The sequence below is a fragment of the Cohnella sp. OV330 genome (assembly GCF_900112065.1).
GTDB lineage: Bacteria > Bacillota > Bacilli > Paenibacillales > Paenibacillaceae > Cohnella.
Genome location: NZ_FOKE01000004.1, coordinates 536685 through 556817 on the forward strand (window position 1 = coordinate 536685; position 20133 = coordinate 556817).

The following is a 20133-nucleotide window of genomic DNA, read 5'->3' on the forward strand; positions in this document are numbered from 1 at the left end:
GCGGAAGCGGACGGTCCGAAGGTATTTCCGAAAATGTCGAAACTTCGCTTGTCAAATCGGAATGAACTGTATAGAATCGACAAAGGATTTATACATATTCGTTGAATAATGGAGGTTAGCAACAAGTGACGAGGCAAGAAATCGGCATCCACGAACGGCCTCCGCTGGGCCAGAGCCTCATGCTCAGCCTGCAGCATTTATTCGCCATGTTCGGCTCCACCGTACTCGTGCCGAACCTGCTCGGCGTCGACCCCGCCATCTGCTTATTGATGAACGGGATCGGCACGCTGCTGTACATTTTCATCTGCCAGGGCAAGATTCCCGCTTACCTCGGCTCCAGCTTTGCCTTTATCGCGCCGGCGGGCGCGGTCATCGGCACCTACGCCGATCACGGCGACGGCTATGCGGCGGCGCTCGGCGGATTCCTGGCGGCAGGCGTCGTCTTCGTCATCGTCGCCTTGATCGTCCAGTTCGCCGGCACGAGCTGGATCGACGTCGTATTCCCGCCGGCCGCCATGGGCGCGATCGTCGCGGTCATCGGCCTCGAGCTGATCCCGGTCGCGGCCGGCATGGCCGGCTGGATCCCGAAGCCGGGCAGCGCGGACTGGTCGCCGGACGGCACCGTCATCGCCGTGAGCGCGTTCACGCTGCTCGTCACCGTCTTCGGCTCCGTGCTGTTCCGCGGCTTCATGAAAATCATCCCGATCCTGTTCGGCATCGTCTCCGGCTACGTGCTATCCTGGCTGCTCGGACTGACGAACTTTGCCGGCGTGAAGAGCGCAGGCTGGCTGGCTTCGCCGACCTTTACGGCGCCTTCGTTCGAATGGTCGGCCATGCTCACGATCGTGCCGGCCGCCCTGGTCGTCGTCGTCGAGCATATCGGGCACCTGATCGTCACGGGCAATATCGTCGGCAAGGACCTGTCCAAGGACCCGGGCCTGCACCGCTCGATGCTGAGCAACGGCATCTCGACGATTCTGTCCGCCTTCGCCGGCTCGACGCCCAATACGACCTACGGGGAAAATATTGGCGTACTCGCCATCACGCGCGTCTACTCCACCTTCGTCATCGGCGGCGCGGCCGTCATCGCGATCGTGCTCTCCTTTTTCGGCAAGCTGTCCGCGCTGATCGCGGCGATACCCGAAGCGGTCATGGGCGGCGTATCGCTCCTGCTGTTCGGCGTCATCGCCGCCTCGGGCCTGCGGATGCTCGTCGAATCGAAGGTCGATTACGGCAAGCCGGTCAACCTGTTCCTCACGACGATCGTGCTCGTCACCGGACTTTCCGGCGTCAAGATCAAGGCCGGCGACTTCTCGCTCTCGGGCATGGCGCTCGCCACCGTCGTCGCGATCGCGATGAGCCTGCTGTTCAAGCTGTTCGAGAAGCTCGGCTGGTCGAACGAAAAGGAAGGCTCGCATTAAGAAAGGCATTCAGCCGCACGCCAAAAACCGCCGGAATCTTCGATTCCGGCGGTTTTTTCATTTTTATGCCATCCCGAAGCGAGCCAGCTGCTCCCACTGTCCCTCCAGCCGCAAAATCTCGGACTGCTTGTCGCCGATCAGGTCGAAGTGCGGGAAAGGCCTGCGCGCATGAATGTACGCCGGGTTCAAGCCGTGCCGTTCGCACCAGTCGGCCAGCTTGAGCAGGTCCGCGCAGCCCACCTTCGTGATCGTCTTGACGCCGGGGAACCGGGGCTCGAACCAATAATGCGTTAAATAAGCGATCTCGCCTTCGGCCACCTTCCGCTTCCAGGCTTCGAGCTCTTCGCGTTTGACCCCGAACGCCATGCCCCTTTTCCTCCTTCTTTTATCCGCGACGCGAGCGTCTCGCCCGAATGTCCTCCGACCATTTGACCAGCAGCTCTTGAATCTCCGCAGGGCGGGTCGGCTTGCTCAAGAAATCGTTCATGCCCGCGGCCAGGCAAGCCGCCCGGTCTTCCTGACGCGCGAACGCCGTCAGCGCGACGATGATCGGGCGACGGTGCTCCGGCAGCAGCTCCTTGATCTTCGCCGCCGCCTGCAATCCGTCCATCGCAGGCATCTGCACGTCCATCAGCACCAGGTCGAACGGCTGCGCGATCGCCGCGTTGACCGCGGCTTGCCCGTCCGCGGCGATCGTCGGCTCATAGCCCAGCTTGTTCAGCATGGCCCGGATGATCTGCTGGTTCACCGCGTGGTCCTCCGCCACCAGAATCCGCATCGGACCGAAGCGCGGTTCGAATGGCTCGTCCGCCCGGCTCGCCGTACGGGACGCTCCGACGTCCGCTTCGACCGCGGCCGCATGTTCGGGCTGCGCATGCGAGGACAGCGTGAACCGGAACGTAGAGCCTTGTCCTTCGATCGTATCGAACCCGATCGTGCCGCCCATGAGCTCGACCAGCTTTTTGCAGATGGACAGCCCGAGCCCGGTTCCTCCGTATTTGCGATTGGTGCCCGAGTGCAATTGGGAAAACGCTTGGAACAGCAAGCTCTGCTTGTCCTTCGGAATGCCGATCCCGGTGTCCTGCACCGCGAATTCGACCAGCATCGCTTCCTTGTTCCTCGTCGGCATCGCCCGGACGTACAGGAACACCGACCCCTTCTCCGTGAACTTGACGGCGTTGCTCATCAGGTTGACTAGCACCTGCCGCAGCCGGACGGGATCGCCGAACATCAGCTCCGGCACGTCTCCTTCGAACCGGATACCGAGCTCGATTTTTTTGTCCGCCGCCTGGGCCTTGAACAGCTCTAGCGCTTCGCCGGCCGTATTCCGCACCGAGATCGGCTCATAGTGCAGCACGAGCTTGCCGGCTTCGATCTTGCTGAAGTCCAGAATTTCGTTCAGGATATGCATCAGCGATTCGCCGCTCCGGCCGATGACCTCCGCATAGCTGCGCTGTTCGTCCGAAAGCTCGGTATCGAGCAGCAGCCCCGTCATGCCGATGACGCCGTTCATCGGCGTCCGCAGCTCGTGGCTCATGACCGACAGGAATTCGGACTTGGCCTTGTCCGCGCTCTCCGCCCTTTCCTTCGCCTCGATGATTTCCTTCTCGCCGGTCACGTCCCGGAAAACGACGACGGCGCCTTTGGCTACGCCGTCCTCGTAAGTCGGCGAGATTCGATAGTCCGCCAAGAAGCTCGTGCCGTTGCTTTTCCAGAATACCGCGTCCTTGTCATGGTAAGCGCGCCCTTCCCGAAGCGCCAGGATCAAAGGGGACTCGTCGTCCCAGTAACTTTGCCCGTCCATGCCGGTCTGAAGCAGATAGCGCAGCGCGGATACGTCGGGCAGACGATCCTCCCGCAAGCCGAGCATCAGGGCGCCCGACTGGTTGATGAAGGTAAAATTCCCTTCCTCGTCCAGGCCGAAGATTCCCTCGGTGACCGAGTTCAAGATACGGGTATGCTCCTCATTGAGTTTATGAACGCGCTCGGTATGCTGCTTCGCCGCCGTAATGTCGGTCGCGATGCCGTATATGCCGACCGTCTCGCCGTTCACGACGATCGGCACGTTCGTGATGCTCAGCGTGAGGACATCCCCGCCTTTGCGGATCAGGCGCGCCTCGTACGTCTGCGGCGTTCCTCGAAACGCAAGATTGACGTGCTCCGTCAGCTTTTCCAAATCGTCCGGATGGGTGAGCGGCGCGAACGTGAGCTCGCGAAGCTCCTCCCGGCCGTACCCGGTCAGCTGCTCCATCGCGGGATTGATCTTCGTGAATCGGCCATCCAGATCGAAGGAACAAATCGGGGAGTTGTTGAGGTCGAACAGACATTTGTACCGGCTTTCGCTTTCCATGAGTTTCTCTTCGGCCCGCTTGCGGGCGGTAATATCGATCGAGATGCCGTAAACGCCGACGACCTCGCCGTCCACGACGATCGGGATGTTCGACACGTTCGTCTCGATCTCGCGGCCGTCCTTGCGGATAATCGCAATGTCGTAATTCTGCGCCTCGCCGCGCGCCGCCAGCGCGAAGTGATACGCCGTTTTAGCCTCGCAGCGAGGCGGTACGAGCGGACCGTAATACATCCCGATGAGCTCCTCGAGCGTATATCCCGTCAGCTTTTCCAGATTCGGATTGGCAGTCAGGTACTCCCCCTTCAGATTCATCGAGTATACGGCGGACTGATTGTATTCGAAAAGCGACTTGTAGCGCTGCTCGCTCTCCTGCAGCCGCTGCTCGAACTGCCTGCGTTCGGTAATATCCTGAACCGTGCCGAGCAGGCGGGTCGGCTGCCTGGCATCGGCATCGAGCACCTCCCAGGTTCCTTCGAGAATGCGCGACGAGCCGTCCGGATGGATGAGCCGGTAAACGACCGAATCCTTGAGCGTATCGGCGGACACTTGGTCCAGATGACGATGGATTCGCTCGCGGTCCTCGGGCGGAATGTTGACCATGGCGGAATCGATGGGACCCTGCTCGAAACTCTCCGGCAAGCCGAGGACGCGCTTCGCCCCCTTCGACAGCGTAATGACGTCGCGGGCCAGATCGATCTCGTAGGTGCCCATCTTGGCGATCCGCTGCGCTTCGTCCAGCTTGTCCTCGTATTGCTTGCGATCGCTCACGTCCCGGGCGACGGACAGCACCCTGTCCGCCTGCTCCGTCTCGTCCCAGATGACTTGGGACCATACCTCGAACCACAGATACCGGCCATCCTTGCGGCGGACGCGGCGAAGAAAAAAGCGGTCGTTCGAGAAGAGCTTGCCTGGCCGGCTCATCTCGTCGGCATCCTCCGGATGGTAATATTCCTGCCGCAAGTTGAGGGTCATTTCCTCCGGCGTGAACCCGAGCACGTCCAAGCAGGACGGGGAGATGTAGAGCAGCTTGCCTTCCAGCGTGCTTACCGATACGAGGTCGTGCGAGTTGCGGGTGAGTAGCATGTACAAATGACGGTTGTCCAACACGGGTATCCGTTCCGTCTTCAAGCTCGTGATGTCCAGCATCTCCGCGCACAAATACAACGCTTCGCCGGTCTGGGCGTCCCTGACGGACGACAAACGCATGCGTACCCAGATGGCGCGTCCTTTTTTATGCAGAAGACGCTTCTCGATCTCCTCCATATGGCCGCTCTGCGCCTTGCACCTGTCCGCCGCCGCCCTGTAGAACGAAGGCCGATTCGGATCGCGGTCGGTAATATCGGGAAAAGGCACCCCGATCAGCTCCTCTTCCCGGTAACCCAGCATGTCGCACAAAGCCGGATTGAGCTTGAGAAGCGTATCGTCCGATGCCGAGATGACGGCAAAGCCGTTTAACGAAAAATTGCTGGCTTGCTGGAAGATGATGCCGTAGTCCAAGGGAGAAGTCATCCGCGAGCCTCCAAATTCTAAGTGAATCGCCTGTCTATTCGAGCCGGATGGCGAAATTTCGATAAGATTATACCATGCCCGCATGTCGAAAACGTATCGCGATCAATCGCCTGCGGCTTCGTACCTTCTCCAATAATAAACCGAACCGCTTCGCGCGAATCACGCGGGCGAGCTCGCGAACAGTTCCCGCGCGAGCGCGATCCAAGCCTTCGCGGCAAGCGGCAGGTAGCCTTCCCGCCGCCATGCCATGACCAGCTGCCATGGCAGTCCGGGCGGCGCCAGCTCTAGGGTCCGCACAAGCTCGGGGCGAAGCTGCGCGCAGATCGTCGCGGGCAGCAGGGCGATGCCGAGCCCTTCGCCCACCATCTGTCCGATGAAGTCCCACTGCGAGCTCTCCGCGACGATATTCGGCCTGAAGCCCGCCGCCGCGCACGCGGCCGTGATCCGTCCATGCAGCGTGAAGTCCGCGCGGAACAGCACGAACGGCTCCTCCGCGAGCTCCGCCAGCGCGAGCGAAGGTCTGTCCGCCAAGCGGTGCCCGGCGGGAAGCACGACCTTCATGCGATCGTCGATGACGATAAACGAATCGTAAAACGCGTCGTCGGTCGGCGTCAGCAGGACGCCGACGTCCAGCAAGCCGGCCCGCAGGTCTTCGTCCAGCCGGTTGGCGCCCGCTTCGGACAGACGGACCGCGACGCCCGGGTACTGCCTTCGATATTCGCCGATGACGCCCGGAAAAAAGTTGGAGCCGGCCATAGGCGGCAGACCGAGCCGAAGCGTACCCTGGCGCAGCTCGGCCAGGTCCGTCAGCTCCCGGTGCAGCGCGTCCATCTGCGCGAGGATCGGTCCCCCGTAGCGAAGCACAGCCTCTCCCGCTTCGGTCAGCCGAGGCCGCTTGCCCTCCCGGCTGAACAGCAGGACGCCGAGCTCCTCCTCCAATTGAATGACCGCCTTGCTGAGCGTCGGCTGCGCGACGTGAAGCGCGTCCGCCGCCCGCGTGAAGCTTCCCCGCTTCGCGATCTCCGCCACGGCCTCCAGATGCCGGATATCCATTGTGCAGCCTCTTTCATATCGTTTTGGAATGATCTCTATTCTATATATTCATTTTACCTATGACAGGGCTATTCGTATACTTTATTTACGGTTATCAAAAGGAGCCTGACAAAATGAAAACAAACACGATCGTTAAAATCGCGCTTCAAGTCGGCTTTTTGATCGCAGGTACCCGAGCGTCGGAAATGGCGGCAGAAGCGCTCCGTTTGCCGATTCCCGGCAGCATTCTGGGGCTGCTCGCGTTGTTCGCGCTGCTCGAACTGAAAATCGTGAAGCTCGCCTGGATCGAGCTTGGCGCGGAATGGCTCGTCGCGCAAATGCTGCTCTTTTTCGTTCCCGCCACGGTCGGCATCGTTCGCTACAAGCCGCTGATCGTGGAGAGCGGCGTAGCGATCCTTGCCACGATCCTGCTGAGCACGGCCATCGTCATGGCGATCGCGGGGTTGACCGGCGAGCGTTCGGGCAGGGCCCGCGGCGGGGAGGCGGCATCGTGATGCCGTTCGTTTGGCCCGCGGTTACCGTCCTCGTCTACGTTTGTTCCAAACGGCTGTATGCGCGGACGCGCAAGCTGTATCTGACGCCGCTCGTCGTCACCCCCGCCGTCGTCATCTCCTTGCTGCTGCTGAGCGGCTCCTCGTACGACGCTTTCGACCGGGGCGCCCATTGGATCGGAGACATGATCGGTCCGGCGACGATCTCGCTCGCCGTCACGCTGCACAAGCATTTGCACGTGCTGAAAAAGCATGTGCGCGCCATCGCCGCGGGCGCGACCGCAGGCGGGCTCGCGGCCGTCGCCGTCTCCGCGGTGCTCGCCCGCCTGTTCGGATTGGCGGCGCCGTTCATGGACAGTCTGGCGCCCAAGTCGGCGACGACGCCGGTCGCCCTGTCCGTCTCCGGCGCGCTCGGCGGCGTGCCTACGATCACCGCGGTCGCCACGCTGGCGACGGGGCTAACGGGCATGATCGTCGGCCCCTTGCTCGTGCGCTGGATGCGCATCCGCAGCTCCGCCGGGCGGGGCATCCTGCTCGGAACCGCCGCGCATGCGGCGGGCATCGCGAAGGCGTTCGAATACGGCGCCGACGCGGGCGCCTGCGCGGGCATCGCCATGATATGCACCGCGTTCGTGACGCTGTGCGCCGCGGCGCCCATTATGTCCCTGTTCCAGTGACGATTAAACGGACGGCTGAGAGCCGGCCTTCGACGCCCGGGCGGCCGCGACGAACCGCATCGCGATATACAGAACGAGAAATCCCGCCATGATCAGCGCGGAATAACCGTACATGCGAGCGTATCCCGTGTGGGCGGCTACCGCGCCGAGCAGGACGGCTCCGATCGCGACGCCGAGGTCGGTCGAGTTGTAGTACATGCTGTTGGCGAAGCCGTGGCGCTCCCGCGGCGTGCTTCGCAGCATCCAAGCCTGGAGCGTCGGCTGGATCGCCCCGAAGCCGAGCCCGTACAGCAGCGCCGAGGCGATGAGCTGCGGCATGCCCGTCGCGCCCGACAGTACGAGCATGCTGGCCAGCACGCATGCGGCGGCCGGAATCAAGACGGCCGCATGCCCCCTGCGGTCGAAGATACGACCCGCGATCGGCCGGACGAGGATGACGGTGATCGCGTTGAACAGGAAAAACAAGCCGACTTGCGCGATATGGACGCTCTCGCCGAACAGAGCGATGAAGCTGAGCAAGCCGCTGTACGTCACGGAGAGCAGCATATTCAATAATGCCGGGAAGAGAAGCGGAACGATCGTGTTTGGCGTTGGGTCAGACTTTGCAGCGCTTGCTTTAGAAGTTTCCTTGATCGCGGCTTCGGACTTCGGAGCCGCGGCGCCGGGTACCGCCTTCCGGCTGTCCCGCTTTCCGCCGCGAACCGCTCCGGACAGCAGCAGCACGCCCGCCGACAACGCCGCGGCGGCGGCGCTGGACAGCGTCAATGCCGGGAAGCCGAGCCCGGTCATGAGATTCATGCCGATCATCGGGCCGAGCGACATCGCGAGACTCGTGGACAGTCCGAAGTAGCCGATGCCCTCGCCGATCCGGTCCTGCGGGATGATCCGCGCCACGAGCGTCGGCACGATCGTGCTCGCCGTGCCGAAGCCGACGCCGTACAGCACGCGAATGACGATCAGCGACCCGATCGCGTCGGCATAGGCGCAGAGGAAAGTCGTCAGCACGGCGACCGCGAGCCCCGCGTACAGCAGCGCCGTGCGGCCGAGCTTCGGCATGAGCGCCGCAGTCGCGAAGCGGCTCGCGATGGCGGCGAGCGCGAACGTCGCCGTCACGAGGCTGACGGTCAGGTCTCCGCCGCCAAGCTCCCCTTTCACGTAAACCGGCAGAGACGACAATAGCATTTGCAAATTAAGAAACAATAAAAAGAAGCCCAGCGTCAGGCCGATAAAAGCCTTCGTCCATAGCGGGGCGGTTCGTTCAGTCTCGTTCATGCTGCATGAGCTCCTTCGTAGGATGGATTGACTTGGATGATCGCACAATGACAGCCGCCCGATTGCAAGCGTTCGCTAACCCTTCAGCTGGTCCACGTGCTTGCCTACGCGGTGCAGCAGATCGAGCAGCGTCTCGTGCTCCTCGGCCGTGAGGCAAGAAGTCGCTTCCGCAAGCACGGCCGCCTCGATCGGCGTCGTCTCGGCGATAAGCCGGCGTCCCTCCGCTGTAGCTTCGATATAAATGGCGCGCCTGTCTATATGGTCCGGGCGCCTTAGGATCCAGCCTTTGCGGACGAGATGGTCCACGATCCGCGTCGTCGTCGGCTTATCCTTGCCCGCCCGCTCGCCGAGCTCTCTCTGAATCAAGCCTTCGGAATGCGAAGCGTAGTAAAGCACGGACCATTGCTCAGGCGTAATATCGTAAGGTCTTAGCCGCTGCATCAGTCGATTGGACATGCGCCGGTAGACAAGACCCGTCGTAAAGCCGAGCGAGCCTTCCAAACCTTCCCTGGCCATACAAGATCACCTCAATTTAGTTGTCATGACAACTATATAACTTTAATCTTGTTTCGTCAACCGGATTATCTATCGCGCAAAAGTACACGATCGAGATCGGCACACCTTCTCGTCGATTTGCCTATCGCGCAAAAATGCAGCATTTTCACCCGAAACACGCTGGATCTCGCTATAAAGAGGCTAGTTACCGTGCACTTTTGCGCGATAGATCGCAAAACCCACTATACGGGCCTTGGATCATGGACTTTTGCAGGATAGCACTAGCAAACAAGCCGTCCTCCCTCCATACGGCGAGAGAACGGCTTGATAATTACCCTGCGATAATATGGAAGCCCGCATCGACGTGCAGCACTTCGCCCGTGATGCCGCGGGACAGCCCGCTGATCAGGAACATCGTGGCGTCTCCCACTTCCGACTGGTCGACGTTGCGGCGCAGCGGCGCCTTTTCTTCGACCGTGTTCATGATGTCGTTGAAGCCCGAGACGCCCTTCGCCGCCAGCGTGCGAATCGGACCCGCGGATACCGCGTTGACGCGAATGCCGTATTTGCCCAGATCCTCGGCCAAATAGCGGACGCTCGCCTCGAGCGCTGCCTTGGCGACGCCCATCACGTTGTAATTGCGCATGACGCGCTCGGCGCCCAGATACGTCTGGGTGACGATGCTGCCGCCAGCCGACATCAACGGCTTCGCGGCCTTCGCGACGGCGACCAGGGAGAAGGCGCTCGATTCCTGCGCGAGCAGGTAGCCTTCGCGCGACGTGTCGACGTACTCGCCGCCGAGCTCGTCCTTGTCCGCAAAGGCAAGCGAGTGCACGACGCCGTGCACGACGCCCGCTTCGGCGCCGATCCTGCCGAACGCCGCTTCGATCGACGCGTCGTCGGACACGTCGCACTGCACCGTCAGCAGCGGCTCGATGCCGCTCTCCGCGAGCAGCTTGGCGAGCTTTTCGTACGATCTCTCCTTGCGGTACGTGAAAATCAGGCGCGCGCCCTGCGCGTGCAGCGATTTGGCGATCCCCCAGCCGATGCTCCGTTCGTTGGCGATTCCCATGATGATGACATTTTGACCGTTAAGCAATCCAGACACTTCCATCTACCTCCGCTTGCGCTATTCATTTATGGATGATTCATTATAGCCCAATGCGGCGGCGAAGGACAGGCCGGCACGCGACGCCCGATATGCGCCGCCCGGGTTAACCGACGCTCGCGGCCGATTCGGCCGCATCGTCGGGATCGACGCCGCGCGTTTCCCTGCCCCATGCGAGCAGCACGACGACCCCGACGACGATCGCGGCGCAGAAGATCAAGAAGACGCCCGTAATGCCCGTCCCGCGTTCCAGCAAATAACCGACCAGATAAGGACCGATCACGCCGCCGATTCGGCCGAACGAAGCGGCCATGCCCGCGCCGGTCGAGCGGATGCGCGTCGGATACAGCTCGGGCGTATAGGCATACATCGCGCCCCAGGCGCCTAGATTAAAGAATGACAGGCAAGCGCCGGCCGTCATGAGCATGGCGTCGCTCGTCGCCCAGCCGAACCACCACGCGCAGATCGCCGTTCCGATCAGATAGATCGTCAGCACGCGCTTGCGCCCTAATTTCTCGATGAGCCACGCCGCGCTGAAGTAGCCGGGCAGCTGGGCGAGCGTCATGAACAGGACGTATTCGAAGCTTTTGACCAGGCTGAAGCCCTTGAGCACCATGACCTGCGGCAGCCACAGGAACATCCCGTAATAGGAAAAGACGACCGTGAACCACAGCACCCAGAGCGCGACGGTCGAAGTCCGATAACGCGGGGCCCACAGCTGCGCGAACCGATCTCGGAGCTTGACGCGTTCGCGGGATCGCTGCTGTTCCCGGAACCTCGGGGCGTCCTGCACCGCGCGGCGCAAATAAATCGCGTACAGGCAGGGGAGCGCGCCGATGACGAAGGCGGCACGCCAGCCGTAGTCCGGGATGACGAAGTACCCGATGAGCGCGGCGGCGATCCATCCGACCGCCCAGAAGCTCTCGAGCAGCACGACGGCGCGCCCTCGGTCCTCGGCCCGAACCGACTCGGACACGAGCGTCGAAGCTACCGGCAGTTCTCCGCCGAGCCCGAAGCCCGCCGCGAACCGGAGCAGGCATAGCATGGCAAAGCTCGCTGCGAGCGCCGACAGTCCGCTGGCGACGCTGAATACGAGCAGCGTGGCGAGGAGCACGGTGCGTCTGCCGTAGCGGTCCGCCATCGAGCCGGCTACGGCGGCGCCGGCCGCCATCCCGACCGAGCCGATCGCGGCCAGCAATCCTAGCTGCTGCTTGCCTAGATCCCAATCGGCCGCCAGCGCCGCCGCGACGAACGAGATCAGCCCGACGTCCATCGCGTCGAACAGCCAGCTGAGGCCCGCGCTGACCATGAGCTTGCGCTGTCCCGTCCGTCCGGCCGGTCCGGACGATCCGGTTGGTCCGAACGATCCGGACCGCTGCCCTGTCCTTCCATTCGCGATCGCCTTGCCCATGCGGCATCGCCTCCCTTTTCCTTCGAATCGCGTTATGCTTAGTCTTACCCGATTTCGGCCGTTTTTTTGTTTGACGGTCCTTTTTTTGATACATTTAGAAAATGGGAGAAGGAGGAAGCGTCTTGGCGAACACGGAATGGCTCTGGTTAATCGGCGCAGCGGCTGCGCTATTCGCCTTCTTCTTGGCAGGCGGCATCTACGTTTTTTTCGTCGAGCCGGCGAGGCTCGCCGTGACCCGGCGCGAGATCGAATCCCCGTGGTTGCCCGCGGGCTTCGACGGCGTCAAGATCGTACAATTCAGCGATACGCATATCGGACCCAACTATTCGGTAAAGAGACTCGAAGGCCTCATCTCGACGATTGCCGCTGAAAAGCCCGATATCGTCGCGTTCACGGGCGACCTGTTCGATGCCAGGAAGCATAATCCCGACCGGGAGAAGGACCTGTCGCCGCTGCTGTCCCGCATCGAGGCCCCCCTTGGCAAATTCGCCGTTTACGGCAATCACGACTTCGGATACGAGCGGACCAGGCGCAGCACGAACCCGACGCTCGAGAAGGCGGGCTTTGAACTGCTGCTGAACGAAACTAAAAAAATACGTTTGGAAAACGGCGAGCATCTGACGGTAGCGGGTCTGGACGACTACGTACTCGGCAGGCCGGACCCGTCGCGCGCGCTCGCGAAGCTCCGTCCGGACGGCTTCAACCTGCTGCTCGTGCACGAGCCAGACGTTGCGGCCTTTCTCGTCCGCTATCCGGTCGACCTGCAGCTTTCCGGCCACAGCCACGGCGGACAAGTCAAGCTTCCGATCGTCGGCGCGCTCGTTCGCACGCAGCTCGGCAGACGATATTTGTCCGGTCTGCACGTCGTCTCCGACCGGCGCCGGCCGCGTAGGCCGTACCTGCTTTACGTCAACCGGGGCATCGGCACGACGCGCTTTCGCGTCAGGCTCGGCAGCGTGCCGGAGCTTTGCGTATTTACGCTGCGGCGGCTAGAGGCTCCGGACGTCTAGTTCCTGAAAATACGTCTCGCGCATAGACAAACGACCCCGGCAGCATGTGCTCCCGGGGTCGTTTGTTATTGTCGTCTGGCAGAGGCGATAGGCGGTCTTATTCGGCAGCCGGCGGCGTGAAGGTACGCTTCGCGAACTCGGCGTCCATCATGAAGAACGCGTTGCTGTCGTCGGCGATGCGCTTCAGCTTGGCGATGATGCTGTCGAACAGCGCCTCTTCTTCCACCTGCTCGTCGATGAACCACTTCAGAAATTGAATGGTCGCATGCTCGCGATCGTTCAGCGCGAGGTCGGACAGATGGTAGATGCGGCGGGTGACTTCTTGCTCGTGCTCGTAAGCATGCTCGAATACTTCAAGGATGGAGCCGTAGTCGTTTTGCGGATCGGGAATGCCCTTCAGCTTGACCTTTTTGCCGCGGTCGTTCAAATACTTATAAATCTTGGACGCGTGAAAGCGCTCCTCTTCGGCCTGGATGACGAAAAAATTCGCGAAGCCGTCCAAGCTCTCGGCGGAGCAGTAGCCGGCCATCGCGATGTAGACGTGCGCGGAATGCAGTTCAAAGTTAAGCTGCTCGTTCAGCGCGTCGTGCAGCGTGTCGTTCATCATCTGAAGCGCACCTCCATCGATTGTTTTTCGAACGCTAATCAGTTTACCACATTTTGTCTCGCTCGCCCATGGCGGCGAACGACAAAATCCGCGGTGGTCGCGGATCGGGTAAGAAATCGTGGACCCGGCGCCGCGGCCATGGCATAATCGAGGCAGGCCTTGGGTATCTATGCCAATCCGTGAAAGCGAGGTGAATCGATGGAAACGGAATCTCTTCGCATGGTCGAAAAGCTGGCAGAAAAAAAGATGAAAATATTCAAGCAGAGTAAGCTCCGCTATCTCGCCCGTTCGGCGCTCGCCAGCATGTTCATCGGCTTCGGCGTCATCGTCGCCTTCAAAACCGGCAACTACTTTTACCTCGAGCACTCTCCGCTGACGTATCCGATGGCGGCGATCACGTTCGGCGCGGCGATCATCCTGATCGTATACGGCGGCGGCGACCTGTTTACCGGCAACACTTTTTACTACTCCTACACGGCGCTTCGCCGGAAAATCCGCTGGACCGACACCATTAAACTGTGGTGCTGGAGCTATGCCGGCAACATCATCGGCGCCTGCTTGTTCGCGTTCATGATTTTCGCCACCGCCCTGTTCAAGGACGAGAGCGTCAACGGCTTCCTGCTCAGCGTCGTGGACAAGAAGATGAACACGCCGGTCGTCGAGCTGTTTTTCCGGGGCATCCTGTGCAATTGGCTTGTCTGTCTCGCCTTTTTCGTCCCGATGTCGATGAAGGAGAACGGCGCGAAAATGTTCGCGATGATGCTGTTCGTCTTCTGCTTTTTCATCTCGGGTTACGAACACAGCATCGCCAACATGTGCACGTTCGCCATCGCGCTCGTGCTGCACCATCCGGGCACGATCTCGCTCGGCGGCGTCCTCCACAACTTGATCCCGGTCACGCTGGGCAATCTGATCGGAGGCGGCGTGCTCATGGCCTACATGTATTATTATGTCAATAAGCCTTTTATGGAAGAATCGCAGCAAGACGAACACTAGATTCGATGCAAGGAGAGGAATTGGATGAAAAAATCGAGAATTGTCATCGTCGGCGCGGGAGCCGTCGGTTCGACGACCGCCTACACGCTCATGCTGCGCAACCGGGTGGACGAGCTGGTGCTCATCGATGCCAATCACAAAAAAGCCGTCGGCGACGCGCTCGACATGAATCACGGCATGCCGTTTCTCGGCGGCGGGGATCTATGGGCGGGCAGCTATGAGGACTGCAAGGATGCGGATATCATCGTCATCACGGCCGGGGCGGCCCAACGCGAAGGCGAATCCCGGGTCGATCTGCTGAAGCGCAACGCCGTCATCATCGACAGCATCGTCGAACAGGTGCTGAAGTACAATACGACGGGCATCCTGCTCATCGCCTCGAATCCGGTCGACATCATGAGCTATATCACTTGGAAAAAATCGGGCTGGCCGGTCGAACGGATCATCGGCTCGGGGACGCTGCTCGACAGCGCGCGCTTCCGTTACCTGATCGGCGAGAAGCTGAAGATCGACCCGCGCAGCGTGCACGGCCATATCGTCGGCGAGCACGGCGACTCCGAGCTGCCGCTCTGGAGCCTGGCCAACGTGGCCGGCGCCGAGCTGTCCTTAAGCGACGCCGACAAAGAAGAAGTATTCGCGAATACGCGCGATGCCGCGTATCAGATCATTAGCGCCAAGGGCGCGACCTACTACGCCATCGCCCTCGCGCTCGACCGGATCTGTACCGCGATCCTGCGTGACGAAGGCGCCGTACTCAATGTCTCCACCCTGCTGCACGATTACCACGGCGTTTCGGACGTTTTCCTCGGCGTACCGTGCGTCGTCGACCGCCAGGGCGTGCGCGAGATCATCGATATCAAGATCTCGGACTTCGAGCGCGAGCTGCTGCATCGATCGGCCGACAAGCTGCGCAATCTCATCGCGAGCATCGGCGTATAATACGCCGGCGATCTCCAGGCCGCAAGCAAACAGACCCCCTGCCGTCTTCATGGACGGTCAGGGGGTCTGCTGCGTGCAGGCGCGCACGGCGCGCTTACTCGTGGGCGATCAGGCCGAGCCGGTTGCGCCACGCGACCGGAACGTCCGTCTCGGAGGACCTGCGCTCGCCGGCAGCCGTCTGAAGGCTAGCCAGCTCGCTCGTCAGTTCGCCGAACCACGTCGTATCGCGAATCGCCAGCGACACGTCGATCAGGTTGCGAAGCTGCTCTTCATTGTACTTCGTCGTCTGCGGCAGCGACCGCAGCGAGCCGACAGGCACCGCGATCTCCGTGCCGATCGCTTCGACGCGATCCGAGGCGGTGACGTATATGCCTGCGGCGCCTTGCATCGACAGAATCGAATTGACGAAGCCTTGTATCAGTTCACCTTGACTGGTCCTGCCGGCCACCCATTCTCCCATTTCAAATCGCATGCAAATCACCGCCTGTTCTTAGGTATAAGCCTGAATGCCGGTATCTGTATCGCCTTCTTCTGTATCGGCTTCGGCTATACTGTTATTATAATGGTTACAGTTAATTTCGTCAAGCGTTCCCACTTTCCTCCGTCCGAACCACCTCCGTGAGCATTCGGCCGAGATCCGCGTATACGCTGCCGATCAGCTTAAGCCGCTCGGGATCCGCGCCCGCCATGCTCTGTCCAAGGCTCTCAAGCTGTACGTTTCTTGCCCGTTCGGTCGCTTCCCGCAGCTTGTCCAGCGCCTCCGGCGACGGGTCCGTGACCGTGTCCGCGAAGCGGTCGACGCAGTCCGCCGCCGCCGCAAACGCCGGGACGAGCTCCGGGACCTGCAGTCCGGCTTCGTCCAGCTCGATCAAGCTTCTAGCGATGCCCCGCGCCTGCACCGACAGATGCTCCAGCCGCTCCATCGCGGCCGAGACGCGCTCGACCCGTTCGCGGCGCATGCGTCCGAGCGGCACGAACTTCAAGCTCTGCCGCGCGAGCGCGGTCGCTTCGTTGCCTCTTTGGATGAGCAGCAGCAGTCCCCGCGCCTCCTCGAGCACCTGCGACGGGCGCCGCTTCCCGCGTACCGCTTCGTCATAATCCCGCAGCACCGCCGCGATCCTTTTGCCGAGACCCGACGCCGCGTTCAGCGCTTCGCGCGTCGTATCGCGCGGCACGAGCGCGAGATTGACGGCGACGGCGACGCCCGAGCCGAGCAGCGTCTCCAGGATCCGGTAGGCCGCATAGCCGTTCGCATTGCCGAAGGCCAGCACGAGCAGCGCCGAGACGCCGATCTGCGCGCCGATCTGCGCGTTGAGTCGCATCGCGTTCGACACCGCCAGGCCGGCCAGCACGACCAAGGCTACCGTCCATGCGTTCACGCTCAGCCATTGGCCGGCCAGCAGGCTGATCCCGATGCCGACGACGATGCCGACGATCCGGTACAATCCCTTCTGGATGGAGTCGGCCACCGTCACCTGAAGCGTGAGGATGGCGGCGATCGGCGCGAAGTACGGATAGGAATGCGGCATGACCGCTTCCGCCAGCACCCACGACAAGCCGCACGCCAACGCCGTTTTGACCGATTGCAAATCGAGGCCCAGCTTGCGCAGCCACAGGAGCGCGTCCCGTATCATCCCGTTCACTTCCCTTACCTTCTATACCCTTATTATAACAACCATGCCGCATCGATCGGAAATATCTATGGGCGGCTCCGTTGACATGGTAGCGGCATCGACCTATACTCAAAATATAACCTATTATTCCAACTATATTACTTTGTTTTAAAAACGTCTACCGGATCGCCGGGGACCGGAAATCTCTGCGATGCGTTTAGCGCTCGCCGGGCCGCCGGTCCCTTTTTAATAGGCAAAGGAGGAATGTCGGATGATTCAGATCCAAACGCCGGCGCAATACTGGAACCGGCCCGGCGCGCTTCGGGATGCGGCTCCATGGGCGCCTTATGCCGGGAAAAAGGCAGTCGTCATCGCCGGCCATACGGCCTGGCGCAGCGTGTCCGAAGGGCTGCTCGGACGATTTTACGACGACGGCATCGCGTTCGCCCATTATCCGTTCGAAGGGTACTGCACCGCCCCGAAAATCGATATTTATGCGGAGAAAGCCGCAGCGTTCGGCGCCGAGCTTGTCGTCGGCGCCGGCGGCGGCAGCGCGCTTGACCTGAGCAAGGCCGTCGGAGAGCGGCTCGGCCTGCCGGTCGTCACGATCCCGACCGTCCCCGCCACGTGCGCGGCCTGGTCGGCTTTGACCGTGCTGTACGACGACGCAGGCAGAGTCGCAGGCCTCCGGCCGCTGAGCGGTTCGCCTGCGCTCGTGCTGGCGGACGCCGACTTGCTCGCCGCGGCGCCTCTTCGGTATTTGTCGGCGGGCATCGCCGACACCGTGGTGCTGTGGTACGAAACGCGCATCAATGTCTCGTATGGAACATACGGCCGGCTCGACGGACGAATCGGCTGGCATACGTCCCTTCTTGCGCTCGAAGTGCTGAAGCGCGAAGCGGTCGCCGTCTACCGGGATGCCGAAAAGGATAAGCGGCATCCGGCCTTTCCCGACGTCGTCGACGCGATCTTCCTGCTGGCCGGTCTCGTCGGGAGCATCTCCGGAGACGGCAGGCGCGCGGCGTTCGCCCATGCGATCCACGACGCGTTGACGTGGTTTCCCGAGACAAGGGGCACGCTGCACGGCGAAAAGGTGGCCTTCGGCCTGCTTGCGCAGCTGGCGCTGGAAGGTCAGTACGAGGAAGCCGCCTACTGGGCGGGCTTCTATCTCCAGCTCGAGCTGCCGATCACGCTCGCGGAGCTCGGTTTCGCCGGCGCCGCCTCCGATAACGCCGCCCGAATCGCCGCATACGTGCCCTTCGACGCCGACACTGCCGAAGGGCTGGCGTTCCCGGTCAGCGAGCGGCTGCTGGCGGAAGCGATCGTCCAGGCCGACATCATCGGCCGGCGAGCCGCCCGGCTCGCGTCCGCGGTGCCGCCCGCGATTTGACGGCATTGGCGTCTCCGTCAGCGTCTCTTTGCACCAACAGTCGGTCTAATCATGCAAAGTAGTCTTCGTCAGCGTCTCTTTGCACTAACTGTCGGCCTAATCATGCAAAGTAGTCTCCGTCAGCGTCTCTTTGCACCAACAGTCGGTCTAATCATGCAAAGTAGTCTTCGTCAGCGTCTCTTCGCACCAACTGTCGGCTTAATCACACAAAGTAGTCTCCGTCAGAATCTCTTCGCACCAACTGTCGACCTAATCACACAAAGTAGTCTCCATCAGCGTTTCCTTGCTCCGCAACCTCCCCAGTGGCGGCTTTTGCGGTTCAACCCGATGTCGGTATCGTCCCATAGTACCAGCGTCTCGACCCGTTAAACGCACGCAAAAAAACGGAACGAAGCAGTGCGATCGCGCTGCTTCGTTCCGTTTTTCTCGATCTATCGAGCTTTACACCTCAACCGACGCCTTAGCCAACGTATAACGGTTGGCCGGGATCGGTACGCCGAGATTGCCGCGAAGCGTGTCTGCTTCGTATTCCGTGCGGTAGATGCCGCGCTCTTGCAGGATCGGCACCACATGCGCGACGAAGTCGTTCAGGCCGCTCGGGAACGTCGAGTGGATGATGAAACCGTCGGCGGCCTCTTCCTCGTGCCACTGCTGGATCTGGTCCGCGATCCGCTCCGGCGTGCCGATGAATTGGCCGCGGGGCGTGGCCGCGCGAAGCGCCACTTGGCGGAGCGTGAGCCCCTGCTCGCGCGCGTCCTTCTTGATCTTGTCCGTGCCGCTGCGGAAGCTGTTGCTGCCGAGGTCGCCGATATCCGGGAACGGCTCGTCAAGCGGGTATTGGGAGAAATCGTGATGCTCGAAAAACCGGCCGAGGTAATCCAGCGCTTTTTCGATCGATACGAGATTGGCGATCTCCTCGTACTTGCGCTCCGCCTCCTCCTGCGTGCGGCCGATGATCGGCCCGATGCCCGGCAGGATAACGATGTCGTCGCGCGAACGGCCGAAGGCGACCGCGCGGTCTTTGACGTCTTTGTAAAACGCCTTCGCCTCCTGCAGATTTTCTTGCCCGGTGAAGACGGCGTCGGCTTCCTTGGCCGCCAGGTTTTTGCCGCTCTCCGAGGATCCTGCCTGGAAGATGACCGGCTGACCCTGTTTCGAACGGGCGACGTTGAGCGGTCCCTCGACGGAAAAATACTTGCCCTTATGATTCAGCCTGTGCAGCTTGGAAGGATCGAAGAACACGCCGGATGCCTTGTCGCGCACGAACGCGTCGTCTTCCCACGAATCCCAGAGCCCCTTCGTCACCGCCAAATATTCTTCCGCGATCTGGTAGCGCTCGTCATGAGTCGGATGCTCCGTTTTCCCGTAGTTGCGCGCGGAGCCTTCGAGCGGAGAGGTCACCACGTTCCAGCCTGCGCGGCCGCCGCTAATCTGGTCGAGCGAGCCGAACTGGCGCGCTACCGTGAACGGCTCGCTGTAGGACGAGGACAGCGTGCCGACGAGCCCGATCTTCTTCGTGACGGCCGCGAGCGCGGATAGAATCGTAATCGGCTCGAAACGGTTCAGGAAGTGAGGGATGGACTTTTCGTTGATATAAAGGCCGTCGGCGATAAAGACGAGGTCGAACAGGCCTTCCTCCGCCTTCTGTGCGGCCTGGACGTAGAATGGGAGACTGACGCTCGCGTCTGACGGAATTTCAGGGTGTCTCCAGGCCGAGATGTTGCCGCCGACGCCGTGGATGATGGCGCCGAATTTCAGCTTTTTGCGTGCGCTCATAGTATTGCCTCCTTT

The 20133-nt window shown here is 61.4% G+C and carries 18 protein-coding genes; 7 read left to right on the forward strand and 11 right to left on the reverse strand.

Translation table 11 applies throughout. The features are described 5' to 3' along the window. The first annotated feature begins 125 nt into the window (after positions 1 to 125). Complete coding sequence (gene uraA, locus BM235_RS12380) at positions 126 to 1421, forward strand: uracil permease (RefSeq protein ID WP_090113267.1); 1296 nt, start codon at positions 126 to 128, stop codon at positions 1419 to 1421. 63 nt (positions 1422 to 1484) lie between these two features. Here uraA and BM235_RS12385 read toward each other — a convergent pair whose 3' ends face one another. The 3 genes from BM235_RS12385 to BM235_RS12395 form a co-directional block, all read right to left on the reverse strand. Continuing rightward, positions 1485 to 1787: a hypothetical protein gene (locus tag BM235_RS12385; RefSeq protein WP_090113269.1), complete on the reverse strand. Its 303-nt coding sequence runs from the start codon at positions 1785 to 1787 to the stop codon at positions 1485 to 1487. A gap of 19 nt (positions 1788 to 1806) precedes the next feature. Continuing rightward, positions 1807 to 5280 (reverse strand): PAS domain-containing hybrid sensor histidine kinase/response regulator, encoded by a 3474-nt coding sequence (locus tag BM235_RS12390; RefSeq protein ID WP_158543728.1) that lies wholly within the window; start codon positions 5278 to 5280, stop codon positions 1807 to 1809. Between the two features lie 159 nt (positions 5281 to 5439). Further along, positions 5440 to 6333: a LysR family transcriptional regulator gene (locus BM235_RS12395; protein ID WP_090113273.1), complete on the reverse strand. Its 894-nt coding sequence runs from the start codon at positions 6331 to 6333 to the stop codon at positions 5440 to 5442. A 113-nt stretch (positions 6334 to 6446) separates the two neighbouring features. On the opposite strand from BM235_RS12395, the gene BM235_RS12400 reads away from it, so the two are divergent. Next, a complete protein-coding gene (locus tag BM235_RS12400) occupies positions 6447 to 6827 on the forward strand; it encodes a CidA/LrgA family holin-like protein (RefSeq protein ID WP_090113275.1) in 381 nt (126 codons plus the stop codon). Then, positions 6827 to 7501, forward strand: a complete 675-nt coding sequence (locus BM235_RS12405) for an LrgB family protein (protein ID WP_090113277.1) — start codon at positions 6827 to 6829, stop codon at positions 7499 to 7501. Before BM235_RS12400 ends, BM235_RS12405 begins: the two co-directional genes overlap by 1 nt. A gap of 3 nt (positions 7502 to 7504) precedes the next feature. Here the strand turns inward: BM235_RS12405 and BM235_RS12410 are convergent, their stop codons facing one another. The 4 genes from BM235_RS12410 to BM235_RS12425 form a co-directional block, all read right to left on the reverse strand. Further along, positions 7505 to 8773 (reverse strand): MFS transporter, encoded by a 1269-nt coding sequence (locus BM235_RS12410; RefSeq protein WP_090113279.1) that lies wholly within the window; start codon positions 8771 to 8773, stop codon positions 7505 to 7507. A 75-nt stretch (positions 8774 to 8848) separates the two neighbouring features. Further along, a complete protein-coding gene (locus tag BM235_RS12415) occupies positions 8849 to 9289 on the reverse strand; it encodes a MarR family winged helix-turn-helix transcriptional regulator (RefSeq protein ID WP_090113281.1) in 441 nt (146 codons plus the stop codon). Between the two features lie 310 nt (positions 9290 to 9599). Continuing rightward, a complete protein-coding gene (gene fabI / locus BM235_RS12420; protein WP_177244224.1) occupies positions 9600 to 10382 on the reverse strand; it encodes an enoyl-ACP reductase FabI in 783 nt (260 codons plus the stop codon). Between the two features lie 100 nt (positions 10383 to 10482). Beyond that, entirely contained in the window at positions 10483 to 11685 is a 1203-nt protein-coding gene (locus BM235_RS12425) for an MFS transporter (RefSeq protein ID WP_255374356.1), read from the reverse strand. Positions 11686 to 11909: 224 nt separating this feature from the next. Here BM235_RS12425 and BM235_RS12430 point away from each other — a divergent pair, with 224 nt between their 5' ends. Then, positions 11910 to 12797, forward strand: a complete 888-nt coding sequence (locus BM235_RS12430; RefSeq protein ID WP_158543727.1) for a metallophosphoesterase — start codon at positions 11910 to 11912, stop codon at positions 12795 to 12797. Positions 12798 to 12894: 97 nt separating this feature from the next. Here BM235_RS12430 and BM235_RS12435 read toward each other — a convergent pair whose 3' ends face one another. After that, on the reverse strand, positions 12895 to 13401 hold the full coding sequence (locus BM235_RS12435) for a ferritin (protein WP_090113605.1): 507 nt from the start codon (positions 13399 to 13401) through the stop codon (positions 12895 to 12897). Positions 13402 to 13602: 201 nt separating this feature from the next. Between BM235_RS12435 and BM235_RS12440 the strand changes: the two genes are divergently transcribed. Next, positions 13603 to 14400 (forward strand): formate/nitrite transporter family protein, encoded by a 798-nt coding sequence (locus tag BM235_RS12440; protein ID WP_090113296.1) that lies wholly within the window; start codon positions 13603 to 13605, stop codon positions 14398 to 14400. 24 nt (positions 14401 to 14424) lie between these two features. Then, entirely contained in the window at positions 14425 to 15339 is a 915-nt protein-coding gene (locus BM235_RS12445; RefSeq protein WP_090113298.1) for an L-lactate dehydrogenase, read from the forward strand. A 94-nt stretch (positions 15340 to 15433) separates the two neighbouring features. Here the strand turns inward: BM235_RS12445 and BM235_RS12450 are convergent, their stop codons facing one another. Both BM235_RS12450 and BM235_RS12455 read right to left on the reverse strand, forming a co-directional pair. Further along, complete coding sequence (locus BM235_RS12450) at positions 15434 to 15811, reverse strand: hypothetical protein (protein WP_090113300.1); 378 nt, start codon at positions 15809 to 15811, stop codon at positions 15434 to 15436. A 109-nt stretch (positions 15812 to 15920) separates the two neighbouring features. Then, positions 15921 to 16973 (reverse strand): FUSC family protein, encoded by a 1053-nt coding sequence (locus tag BM235_RS12455; protein WP_255374357.1) that lies wholly within the window; start codon positions 16971 to 16973, stop codon positions 15921 to 15923. A gap of 250 nt (positions 16974 to 17223) precedes the next feature. Here BM235_RS12455 and BM235_RS12460 point away from each other — a divergent pair, with 250 nt between their 5' ends. Next, entirely contained in the window at positions 17224 to 18342 is a 1119-nt protein-coding gene (locus BM235_RS12460; RefSeq protein ID WP_090113304.1) for an iron-containing alcohol dehydrogenase family protein, read from the forward strand. 441 nt (positions 18343 to 18783) lie between these two features. Here BM235_RS12460 and BM235_RS12465 read toward each other — a convergent pair whose 3' ends face one another. After that, entirely contained in the window at positions 18784 to 20118 is a 1335-nt protein-coding gene (locus BM235_RS12465; protein ID WP_090113305.1) for an LLM class flavin-dependent oxidoreductase, read from the reverse strand. Between the last annotated feature and the right edge of the window lie 15 nt (positions 20119 to 20133).

Excerpts from the sequence above, each read along its gene's own strand:
- BM235_RS12455 (WP_255374357.1), bottom strand. The coding sequence starts at position 16,973 with ATGATACGGGACGCGCTCCTGTGGCTGCGCAAGCTGGGCCTCGATTTG.
- BM235_RS12395 (WP_090113273.1), bottom strand. The coding sequence starts at position 6,333 with ATGGATATCCGGCATCTGGAGGCCGTGGCGGAGATCGCGAAGCGGGGA.
- fabI (WP_177244224.1), bottom strand. The coding sequence starts at position 10,382 with ATGGAAGTGTCTGGATTGCTTAACGGTCAAAATGTCATCATCATGGGA.
- BM235_RS12445 (WP_090113298.1), top strand. The coding sequence starts at position 14,425 with ATGAAAAAATCGAGAATTGTCATCGTCGGCGCGGGAGCCGTCGGTTCG.
- BM235_RS12415 (WP_090113281.1), bottom strand. The coding sequence starts at position 9,289 with ATGGCCAGGGAAGGTTTGGAAGGCTCGCTCGGCTTTACGACGGGTCTT.
- BM235_RS12405 (WP_090113277.1), top strand. The coding sequence starts at position 6,827 with ATGCCGTTCGTTTGGCCCGCGGTTACCGTCCTCGTCTACGTTTGTTCC.
- BM235_RS12400 (WP_090113275.1), top strand. The coding sequence starts at position 6,447 with ATGAAAACAAACACGATCGTTAAAATCGCGCTTCAAGTCGGCTTTTTG.
- BM235_RS12440 (WP_090113296.1), top strand. The coding sequence starts at position 13,603 with ATGGAAACGGAATCTCTTCGCATGGTCGAAAAGCTGGCAGAAAAAAAG.
- BM235_RS12390 (WP_158543728.1), bottom strand. The coding sequence starts at position 5,280 with ATGACTTCTCCCTTGGACTACGGCATCATCTTCCAGCAAGCCAGCAAT.
- BM235_RS12410 (WP_090113279.1), bottom strand. The coding sequence starts at position 8,773 with ATGAACGAGACTGAACGAACCGCCCCGCTATGGACGAAGGCTTTTATC.
- BM235_RS12465 (WP_090113305.1), bottom strand. The coding sequence starts at position 20,118 with ATGAGCGCACGCAAAAAGCTGAAATTCGGCGCCATCATCCACGGCGTC.
- BM235_RS12450 (WP_090113300.1), bottom strand. The coding sequence starts at position 15,811 with ATGCGATTTGAAATGGGAGAATGGGTGGCCGGCAGGACCAGTCAAGGT.
- BM235_RS12385 (WP_090113269.1), bottom strand. The coding sequence starts at position 1,787 with ATGGCGTTCGGGGTCAAACGCGAAGAGCTCGAAGCCTGGAAGCGGAAG.
- BM235_RS12425 (WP_255374356.1), bottom strand. The coding sequence starts at position 11,685 with ATGGTCAGCGCGGGCCTCAGCTGGCTGTTCGACGCGATGGACGTCGGG.
- BM235_RS12435 (WP_090113605.1), bottom strand. The coding sequence starts at position 13,401 with ATGAACGACACGCTGCACGACGCGCTGAACGAGCAGCTTAACTTTGAA.
- BM235_RS12460 (WP_090113304.1), top strand. The coding sequence starts at position 17,224 with ATGATTCAGATCCAAACGCCGGCGCAATACTGGAACCGGCCCGGCGCG.